Origin of the sequence: Rubneribacter badeniensis (assembly GCF_002899695.1) — a bacterium.
Classification (GTDB): Bacteria; Actinomycetota; Coriobacteriia; order Coriobacteriales; family Eggerthellaceae; genus Rubneribacter; species Rubneribacter badeniensis.
Genome location: NZ_PPEL01000104.1, coordinates 1 through 9,567 on the forward strand (window position 1 = coordinate 1; position 9,567 = coordinate 9,567).

Sequence of the window (9,567 nt, forward strand, 5' to 3'; positions counted from 1 at the left end):
GGTTCGGTTCGGGGGCGGGCGCATCGCGCAAAGGATGAGGGCATACGGGGTGCGCTGCGCAGGGGGTGAAGGGGCGCGAGGCGCGAGGGACGAGGGCGCGGGGCATCCAGCAGGGAACGAGGGCGTACGGGGCGCACCGTACAGAGGACGAGGGTGCGCGTGGCGCGCTGCGTAGGAGACGAGGGCGCGAGGGATGCGAGGCGGAATGCATGCGGTGCGTGCTCCGCGGGGTGCGAGGGGCCGGGGCCGTTTGGCGAAGGCGAAACGGTCCCGGCCTCGCCTTCGCCTCCCCCGGCCTCGCCTTCGCCCCTAGTTGTCGCGCGCGAGGCGCTTGTAGAGCAAGGCGAGGGCTGCGGCTCCGACGGCCACCCAGACGAGCGTCACGACAAGGGGCTGGAGGGCGTCGGCGGTGAAGAGCGCGCCGTCGGCGGCGAGGTTCAAAAGCTCCTGCGCGCCGCCGGTGGGGCAGTAAGGGGTCGCCTTTGCCAGCGTCTCGTTCAAGGGGGCGAACATGGGCAGAAACGCCACGAGGATGAGGGGGACGCTGTACACGCCGGCCGTCATCTGGTCGCGTGAGGCCAGGCCCAAGACGAGCGACAACATCACGACGGGCAGCCCGGACAGGATGCCGAGCAGCAGGTACGGCGCCAGCAGGTCTATCGGCGCGCGCAGCACGGCGAAGCACGCTGCTTGCGCGACGACGATGGCCGTCAGCGAAACGACGGCGCGCGAGGCGATCACCTGCGCGGCGCTCACGTTCGCCAGCATGAGCGTGCGCAGCGTGTGCTTCTCCTTCTCCTCGGCGATGGTGTAGAGCGCCGTCATGCAGCCGGTCATTCCCACGGTCATGAACAGCGCCATTGTCAGGAACTGGTGCCGCGCGGCGTCGGCTGCCTCGCCGGATGCGTCGCCCATCGTCTGGCTGTACAGCGCGATGAACCCGACGGGCAACAGGCAGCCCAAAAGCACGGTGGGGTTCTTCACGAGGTCCTTCATATCCTTGCCCAGCAGGGCGCTGGTCTTTCTCAGCGCGGCTTCCATGCTAGAACTCCCTTCCGGCCATCTCGAGGAACACTTCCTCGAGGTTCGGCTCCACGGAATGAACGGACAGGCACTCTCCCGAGGCCAGCGCCTCGGCCACGAGCGGCGCGCCGGCGGCGTCCTTGGTGGTGCGCACAACGCGGCCGCTGGCGAGGCGCATCACCACCTCGTTGCGGGCGTGGCGCAGCTTGAGCGCTTGCGGGGCGTCGTCGGCTATGAGCCGGCCCTCGTTCAGGATGCCGATGCGGTCGCAGAGGTCCTCGGCCTCGGCCATGTCGTGCGTGGTGAGGAACACCGTGGCGCCCGCGTCCTTCAGCTCGCGCAGCATCTTGTGCACCTCGGCGCGGGCGGCGGGGTCGAGGCCGCTCGTGGGCTCGTCGAGGAATAGCAGCTCGGGGCCGTGCACGAGGGCGGCGAGGAGCGCGGCGCGCTGGCGCATGCCCTTCGAGCAGTTCTTCACGAGCGTCTTGCGGCTGTCGGCAAGCCCCATGCGCTCGAGCAGCGTGGGGATGTTGTTGCCGGTCACGCCGCGGATCTTCGCGTAGAAGCGCAGGTTGTCCTCTATGCTCATGCGCTCGTAGAGGGCGCTTGTGTCCGACAGGATGCCGATGCGCTCGTAGTCGGCGTTCGTGGCGTGCTCGATGGGGCGGCCGAACAGGTGGATGCGGCCGGAGTCCTTCGCAAGCTGGCGCGTGAGCAGCTTGATGGTGGTGGTCTTGCCCGCGCCCGACGGGCCGAGGAAGCCGAAGCACTCCCCGCGCGTCACGGAGAAGGAGAGATGGTCGAGGACGCGCTTGCCTTTGAAGCTGAGGCACACGTCCTCGGTGGAGAGCAGGGTGTTCATGGGGGCCTCCTAGCGGGCGGCCGCGGGGGCAGGGTTGGCGGTGCGGACGGAGCTGTGCGGGGCCGCGGACGCGCACGCGGACGGTTCCGCGGCCTTCGCCGGGGCGGCGTGCTCGTTCGCTACGTCGTTGCGCTCGCATGCGGCGGCGTGTTCGAGCGCGGGGGCAACGGAGGTGCCGCGGGTGGCGAGGGCGACAAGCGATGCCTCGAGTTCCTCCGAGCGCCGCTCCAGCGCCTCCACGCGCTTGAGCGTGCGCTCGTGGCGCATGTGCAGCGCCATGCTCACCACGCAGATGAGGCCGAGCCCCAGCACCAGCATGGATAGTTGGCTTGCGGTTATCATGACGGTTCCCTTTCTCTTCGCGCGGCGCATCCGCCGCGGACCTGACGCAGCGCATCATCGCGCCCGTCTCGGCACCGCGCAAGGGAAACCCGACATCAGGAGCCGCTTCGCGACGAGAGGAGCAGGGGAGGCGACGAGAGGAGCAAGGAGCGCGTGCGGGAGGGGCGAGCGCGCGGCTCCTGCGGATGCGCATCTGCTCCTGCGCTCCTGCGGCGGCCGTCCCGAGGATGCGCGGATGCCATCCTCGGGACGGCCGCCGCGCCCCCGCTACTCCCCGAACCCGTCCCCTTCCCGGCTCTCCTTCCGCAGCATCCACGCCAGAAAGAAGGTGGCGGCAGCGGTCCAGAGGGCGGTCGTGAGGAGGGCGAGGGGGAGGGCAGAGAGGGAATCGCCGCCTGTGACGAGTGCGATCATGAAGGGAAACGCGCCGCCGTTGGGAAGGTACGGCACGATGGGTATGGCGGCTTCGAAGCCGGAAAGGAGAAACGGGAGCATGCCGCCAATGGTGAGGGGGACAGACAGCGACATTGTGGACATCTGCGTGTGGGCACGCAGTCCCAGGGCGGCGCCGGCAAGGAAGAGCGGCAGTTGGCTTGCGATGCCGACGAGCGCGACGGGAAGCGTGACGGTCGGATCGGGAAGCAGCAGAAGGCAGCAGGCTGCGCACGACGCGGCGAACGCGGCGAAGCCCGACGTGAGGCGCGCAGCGACGGTTTGGCCTCGCGTTACGCCGCAGCGCAGCAACGTGACGAGCACCCCCTTCTCTCGCTCCTCGGCCATCGCGTACATGATGAACGTCGAAGATGCTATCAGGGCTTCGAACATGACGGCGTAGAGCGTCGCGATCACGACGAGCGCCGAGGCGTCGGGGGAGAGTCCGGACTGCTCGGCCCAGATGAGGCGGAAGAGCAACGAGCAGAGCACGGGGATGGCGGCGCTCAGCGTCATCGCGGGGTTGCGCGCAAGGTCGGCGAGGTACTTGCGGGTGAGGATGGCCACGGCGCGCAGGGACCGCCGCGCGCTCGGGGCCGTCATCGCGGGCCTCCTTCCGTCCGGGCCGCCCGCCTTGTCGGACGGGCTTCGCCGGCTCGCCCCCCTCGGTCTCCCCGAGCCTCCCGGCTCCGGTCGTCTCGGGCCGTTCGGGCCTTGGGGTCCTCCTCGCCGGTCGGGGATGCGGCGCGCGTCCGATCCGGGCGGCTTGTCGGAGCGGACGCGCCTTCGGGGGCCGCTTGCGCCGCCGCCGTCCCCTCGGCGCCGCCGCACGCCGCGGAATCGGCCCGCCCGTCCTGCGCCGTGCGGGCCGTGTGAGCCTCGCGGGCCTCACTGGTCGCGTGCGCCGCGCGGGCTTCGCGCGTGAGGCCCAGCCGTTCGTGCAGCTCCTGCGCGCGTCCCTTGGAGAGCGGGAGGGAGGTGCGGTTCGCGTCGTTCAGCGTGAGGTTGAAGCTGTTGCGCGTGTAGCGCTCCACCTTCGCCACCCGCTGCGCGTTCACGATGTAGGAGCGGTGGCAGCGGAAGAAGCCGAAGCGCGAAAGCTCGTCGTCCAGCTCGTCCATTGTGAGCGGGGTGGGGTAGAGCGAGCCGCGCACCGACACGTGGTTCTGCTTGTTGGCGCTTTCGATGAAGTCGATCTCGCGCGGGTCGAACAGAAGCGTGGCCGCGTCGGCCTTCGCGGGGATCTTGCACACGCGCACCTCGTCGAACGCCCCGTCGGGAGGTGCGGTGGAATCGTCCTCGTCGTGCGCCACCTCGATGAAGCGCCCATCCTCGCACCACAGCGCGATGCCCGGCATGAGCAGCGCCTCGCGCAGGGGCTGCAGCGTGGTGACGAAGCGGCAGCCGCGCTCCTCGGCCTCGGACATCCACGCGAGCGCGCTCGCGCGCCCCTCGGCATCGAGGTCGGACAGCGGGCGCTCGATCAGGCAGACCTCCGGCTGGAACAGACTTGCGCGCGCCAGCCGCACGAGCGCGGCTTGGGAGGCGGGAAGGTCGCGCAGCTTGGCGCGGGCGATGCCGCGCAGGCCGAAGTGGGCGACGGCGTCCTCGTGGTGCACGGCGCCGCCGGCCAGCTGGCTGAAGAAGCGCAGATGGGAGGTCACCGTGTCGCGCGGGCAGCCCGCGTCGGCCTCCAGCGCGAACGCGCAGCGGCGCGTGGCGAAGCGTCGGCGCACGGCGCGCGCCAGCTTGATCGACGTCTCGCGGCCGCATTCGATGTGCGCGCTCTCGCCAAGGTCGGCGAGCAGCTTGTCTGCGGAGGCGTACTCGGTCACGGAGCCTCCCCGTTTACTCCGCGCGGTTGGCCGGGATGATCTCGAGCCAGCAACCGTCGGGATCCTCGATGAAGTAGATGCCCATGCGCTCGTTCACGAAGCACACGCAGCCCATCTCCTCATGCAGGGCGCGCGCCGCGTCCATGTCGTCCACCTCGAAGGCCAGGTGCGTGTCGCGCCCGCCGTTGACGTAGGGCTCTGCGCGGCCGCGGTTCCAAGTGAGTTCGATTTGGAAATCGGTTTCGCCGTTGCCGATGAACACGTTTTCCCACGAGCCGTCCTTTGGCCCCATGCGGCGCTGCACGGTCAGGCCGAGCGCGCGCTCGTAGAACGTGAGCGACGCATCGAGGTCGAGGACGTGGATGCAGCGGTGGACCATCTTCGCTTTCATGGCGGTTCCTTTCGTCGTGCTGTGCGGTTGCGCCGCAACGCCGAGTTCGGGCGCGGGGCGCGAGACATGTCCGCGGGTCGCGGTTGCGGACCGCGTATCCCACGCGGCCTGCGCGCCTCGCGCGGATGCGCGGGTGCAGTGCCGAGGACGCATCGGCGGTCCCGCGGCCCACGCGGTTCCTCGCCCCACGCGGTCCGTACGGCCGCGTGGGGCGCGCGAGGGTTCGGCGGATGTGCGGGGGCGGACCCGCCGTCGAGTAGGCGGCCCGCGCGCTCTTGCGCGCCGAGCCCGCCGCGCTCCCCGGCGCGTTTCGCTCGCTGGAAGTATACCCGAGATCACCGCCGCATGACGATTCTTCTACGGAAACCATCGGGTGGATAGGGAAGGGGCATGATGGGGAGGATGCCGCTTGGCGCGATGCGCGGGCAGGGCGGTTGCGGTACGCGGCTGGAGGTGGAGCGGCAGTCGCAGGCGCTGGGCTGGCGGCGCGCGCCCGGAGGCCGAGCGGTCGCGGCGTTGCGGCATGCGGGTTGTGCGCTTTGGGAGACGGCGCTTGCGCGTTTTCCGGCAGGTGCTATACTTCCGAACATTGAAACTGACTAGTCAGTCAAAAAATGGACTGGCAAACGGAAGGGGATCATGATGAACATGCAAGAGGCGTTCCCGTCTGTCGCCGCTCTTGCGCCCGGCAAAGCCATCGCGCCTGCCGATGCCGAAGCGGTCGTGGGCGCGCCTACGGGCACCGCCGTCCTCGCAGCGGGCGAGCCGTACTTCCGTGCGCGCGGGTTGGGGCTCAAAACGTACGCGGGGTACGCGTACCGCGCTGTGGACGTCGATGCGCGCGCGGGCGAGCTTTTCGCCGTGCGCGGCCGCAACGGCAGCGGCAAGACGGCGCTTTTGCTCACGCTGGCCGGGCGCATGAAGCCCACGGAGGGCACGCTGTCCGCGGGCGGCCTCGAGCTTCCGCGCCAGCGCGCGAAGGTCGCGCGACATGTGGGCTTGGGCCTGTTCAAGGGCTTGAACGACCTGCAGGACAGCCTGACGGTCGCCTATGCGGCCAGCGCCGAGTTCGAGCTGCACGGCCGCCGTCCCCGTCGCGATGCGGTGCTTTCCTACTTGCGCGAATGGGGTTTGGACGATGCGGCGAACGTGCGCGTGAAGGACCTCACGTCGCAGAAGCTGGCCACGCTGGGCATCGCGCTTGCGTTTTCGGGCGAGCCGGACGCGGTGGTGGTGGACGACGTGGAGGATCAGCTGACCATGGCCCAGTCGGCCTCCCTCGTCAAGCTTCTGCGCGAGGCGGCGCGCTTGCGCGGGGCCGCCGTGGTCGTGGGCGTGGTGGAGCGCGATCTGGCCGCCATGGCCGACGCGTGCGTGTATCTGGCGAAGGAGGGCGAGTGAGCATGGCGTTCAAGGGACTTCGGTTTGCGGGCCTCGAATGGAAGAACATCACGGCGTCGAAGGTGATGTGGGTGGTCATCGCGGCCATCGCCATCATGCCGCTTCTGTACGGCGCGCTGTATCTGGCGGCGTTTCAGGATCCGTACGCGCGCCTGAACACGGTGCCCGTGGCCGTGGTGAACGAGGACGCGGGTGCCACGGTGGCCGCCGAGAACCGCAACCTCGGCGATGACGTGGTGGACGAGTTGCGCGGCACCGACGACGGCCTGCAGTGGCACTTCGTGTCGGCTGACGAGGCGCAGCGGGGCCTTGAGGACGGCACGTACTTCATGACCTGCACCATCCCGTCGGACTTCTCCGCGAGCGTGGCATCGGCGGATAGCGACGCGCCTCGCAGGGCGCAGCTCAAGATCGAGTACAACCAAAGCGAGAACATGCTGGCCTCCCAGATCGGCGAGACGGTGTGGAAGGAGGTGCGCCAGCGCGTGAGCGACACGGTGGCCGAGGAGTACTGGCAGACGGTGCTCTCCCGCGTGGCCGATTCGGGCAAGGACATCCAGACGGCTGCCGACGGCGCGGGCGATTTGGAGGACGGCCTTATGACGGCGAAGGACGGCAGCGCCGCCATCACGTCGAACCTCGGCACGCTCAAGGACGGCGCGCTTTCGCTCGACGCCGGCCTGGGTAGCCTCGTTTCCGGCGCATCGTCCCTTGATTCCGGCCTGGGCACGCTCGTCGGCGGCGCTTCCACGCTGAAGGCCGGCACGCAATCGCTCGCGGCAGGCGCAAGCCAGCTGCACGACGGCGCGAGCCAGGTGTCCGTTGGCGCCGGCAGCGTGTCGAGCGGCGCGGCGAAGCTGCAAAGCGACGGCACGAGCCAGCTGGCCGCCGGTGCCGGCCAGCTGGCGGAGGCGACCAGCGCTTTGCCGGACGAAGCGCAGGTGGCGGCAGCTGAAGCGGGGTCGGATCAGATATCCGATGGCATCGCGCAGCTGCAAGGCGCGGCTGGCGAGCTTGCTGGCGGCGTGGGCCGGCTCAAGGGTGGGTTGGACGCTGTTTCCGGCGGCGCGGGCGCTCTTGAGGCGGGCGCGCGCGATGCCCAAGCGGGCGCGGCCTCCCTGAAGGCCGGAATCGGCGCGTCGGGCCAGACGGCGGCCGACCAAACGCTGTGCGGGTTGCTGGGCAGCGCCCAAGCGGCGCTCGAAGGCGGCGATGCGGAGACGGCTGGGCAACTCATCGCAGCCGCCCAAAAGGTCGCGGGGAGCCTGTCAAGCGGTGCAGCGCAGCTTGAGGAGGGCACCGGGAGCCTTGTTTCCGGTGCGCAGCAGCTGCAGGCGGGCATCGGCGCGCCGGGCGATACGTCGGCTACCACCCTCTATGGCGGCGCGAACCTCCTCGCTAGCGGCATCGGATCTTCGGGCGATGATTCAGCCGCCACCCTCTATGGCGGCCTCAACAGCCTTTCGGTCGGTTACGAGAGCCTGTCCTCGCAGCTTCTTCCGCTCGTTCGGCAATCGCCCGCGCTGCGAGCCGCCGTGCTGCAACTCGACGCCGGCGCGAACGAGGTGAACGCCAGCATGTCCTCGCTCGTGGCAGGCTCCGCGCAGGTGGCCTCGGGCGCGGCGCAGGTGAGAGACGGCGCGGCCTCGGCGGTGTCGGGGGCGGGCCAGCTTGACGCCGGCGTGTCCCAGCTCGTCGACGGCGCGCGGTCGGCCGAGAGCGGCGCGGGCCAGCTTGCGGTCGGCGCGCAGAGCGCCCAGGACGGCTCCGCGCAGATCGCCGACGGCGCCGCGCAGCTCGAGGAGGGCAGCGCCGAGCTTGGCGAGGGCCTTGAGAGCGCGGTGGACGGCTCCGGCGAGTTGGCCGGCGCGCTCGCCGACGGCGCGAAGACCGCCGCCGACCAGACGACGAACATCGACGGCAAGTCCTCCATGATGAGCGATCCCGTCGAACTGGCGAACGAGTACTACACGACGGTGAAGAACTACGGCACCGGCTTCGCTCCGTACTTCATGGCGCTGGGGCTTTGGGTGGGCGGCCTCGTGGCGGGGTTCGTGTTCAAGCCGCTCAACAGCCGCCTTGTCCTCGCGGGCGCGAGCCCGGTGACGGCCGCGTTCTCGAACTACCTGCCGATGGCGGCGTTCTCCCTCGTCCAAGCGACGCTGCTCATGGCAGTGCTCCAGTTCGGCTTGCAGCTTCAGATCGACAACGTGCCCGCGTTCTACGCGATGGGCTACCTCGTGGCGCTCGTGTTCGCGGCCATCATGCAGCTTCTCATGGCGGCGTTCGGGTTCCCCGGCAGGTTCCTCGCGATCATCCTGCTCATGCTGCAGCTCACGGCGTGCGCCGGGACGTTTCCCATCCAGACGACGCCGGAGTTCTTCCAGGCCGTCAACCCGTACATGCCCATGACCTACGTGGTGTCCGGCATGCGCCAGATCATGACGGGCCTCGACTACGCGCAAGCGGGCCTGGACTGCGCGGTGCTGGCGGCCATCGGCGCTGTGTGCTTCGCGCTCACGTGCCTCGTGGCGTGGCGCAAGCGCACGGTGCGCATGGAGGACTTGCATCCGATCCTGCAGTTGGGGTAGCCTCCGACTTGCTACACTGGGTATCGGTATCGGCAGGCGAACGGCCCGACGGCGGACGTCTGGGTTGCGGGGGTGATGCGGCAATGGGAACGAGGCGCACCGAGAAAGCGTGCGCGACGCGCAGGCAGCTGCTCGACGCCGCTTTGGAGGTGATCGGCGAGAAGGGCTACTCGGCGGCCACGGTGGACGAGATCGTGGAGGTGGCGGGCGTGTCGAAGGGCGTGGCGTACTACCACTTCAAAAGCAAGGCCGCGATGGCCGAGAGCATTCTAGAGGACGGCATCGGGCGCATCGTGGCCGGCTTCGAGTGCATCGCGGCCGAGGCCCCCACGGCCGCAGACGCGCTCACCGGCATGATCGAGCTGTTCGCGTCGGGCATCTTCGAGAACAAGGCGTTCGGGCGCTTCTTCGTGTCGGAGCTGTGGCGCGAGGGGCGCGTGTGGTCGGACGCGATGCGCGGCTACGAGCGGCGGCTGCTCGACGTGCTGGAGGGCCAGATCGCGCGCGGGCAGCGCGAGGGTTGCATCCGTCCCGAGATCGACCCGGCCTTCGAGGCCGTGGCGCTGGTGGGCATGGTGCTGACCGGCGCGCTGTACCACCTCGGCGACGAGGGGCCGCTCACGCGCGAGCCGCTCGGGCAGCGCGCCGGAGCGCCAGGGGAGGCGGGGCCGGAAGGCGGCGCTTTGCGCG

The 9,567-nt window shown here is 69.8% G+C and carries 9 protein-coding genes; 3 read left to right on the forward strand and 6 right to left on the reverse strand.

What is annotated here, in order from left to right; translation table 11 throughout:
- Positions 1-309 precede the first annotated feature (309 nt).
- The 6 genes from C2L80_RS12150 to C2L80_RS12175 form a co-directional block, all read right to left on the reverse strand.
- Positions 310-1,041, reverse strand: coding sequence for an ABC transporter permease (locus C2L80_RS12150; RefSeq protein ID WP_103263291.1), 732 nt, complete (start codon positions 1,039-1,041; stop codon positions 310-312).
- Between the two features lies 1 nt (position 1,042).
- The gene (locus tag C2L80_RS12155) at positions 1,043-1,885 is read right to left on the reverse strand and encodes an ABC transporter ATP-binding protein (RefSeq protein ID WP_103263292.1); all 843 of its coding nucleotides are present in this window, start codon (positions 1,883-1,885) and stop codon (positions 1,043-1,045) included.
- 9 nt (positions 1,886-1,894) lie between these two features.
- Complete coding sequence (locus tag C2L80_RS12160; protein ID WP_129589961.1) at positions 1,895-2,227, reverse strand: hypothetical protein; 333 nt, start codon at positions 2,225-2,227, stop codon at positions 1,895-1,897.
- A 267-nt stretch (positions 2,228-2,494) separates the two neighbouring features.
- Positions 2,495-3,262: a hypothetical protein gene (locus C2L80_RS12165; RefSeq protein ID WP_103263294.1), complete on the reverse strand. Its 768-nt coding sequence runs from the start codon at positions 3,260-3,262 to the stop codon at positions 2,495-2,497.
- Positions 3,259-4,494, reverse strand: coding sequence for a LytTR family transcriptional regulator DNA-binding domain-containing protein (locus tag C2L80_RS12170; RefSeq protein ID WP_103263295.1), 1,236 nt, complete (start codon positions 4,492-4,494; stop codon positions 3,259-3,261). Before C2L80_RS12170 ends, C2L80_RS12165 begins: the two co-directional genes overlap by 4 nt.
- Before the next feature lie 13 nt (positions 4,495-4,507).
- Positions 4,508-4,885, reverse strand: a complete 378-nt coding sequence (locus tag C2L80_RS12175) for a VOC family protein (protein WP_103263296.1) — start codon at positions 4,883-4,885, stop codon at positions 4,508-4,510.
- A gap of 639 nt (positions 4,886-5,524) precedes the next feature.
- On the opposite strand from C2L80_RS12175, the gene C2L80_RS12185 reads away from it, so the two are divergent.
- The 3 genes from C2L80_RS12185 to C2L80_RS12195 form a co-directional block, all read left to right on the forward strand.
- On the forward strand, positions 5,525-6,286 hold the full coding sequence (locus C2L80_RS12185) for an ATP-binding cassette domain-containing protein (RefSeq protein WP_224759208.1): 762 nt from the start codon (positions 5,525-5,527) through the stop codon (positions 6,284-6,286).
- Between the two features lie 2 nt (positions 6,287-6,288).
- Positions 6,289-8,877 carry a YhgE/Pip domain-containing protein gene (locus C2L80_RS12190; protein WP_103263299.1) on the forward strand — a complete coding sequence of 863 codons (2,589 nt, stop codon included), beginning with the start codon at positions 6,289-6,291 and terminating at the stop codon, positions 8,875-8,877.
- Positions 8,878-8,960: 83 nt separating this feature from the next.
- Positions 8,961-9,567, forward strand: a 607-nt coding sequence (locus C2L80_RS12195) for a TetR/AcrR family transcriptional regulator (protein WP_103263300.1), incomplete at its 3' end; no start/stop codon positions are given.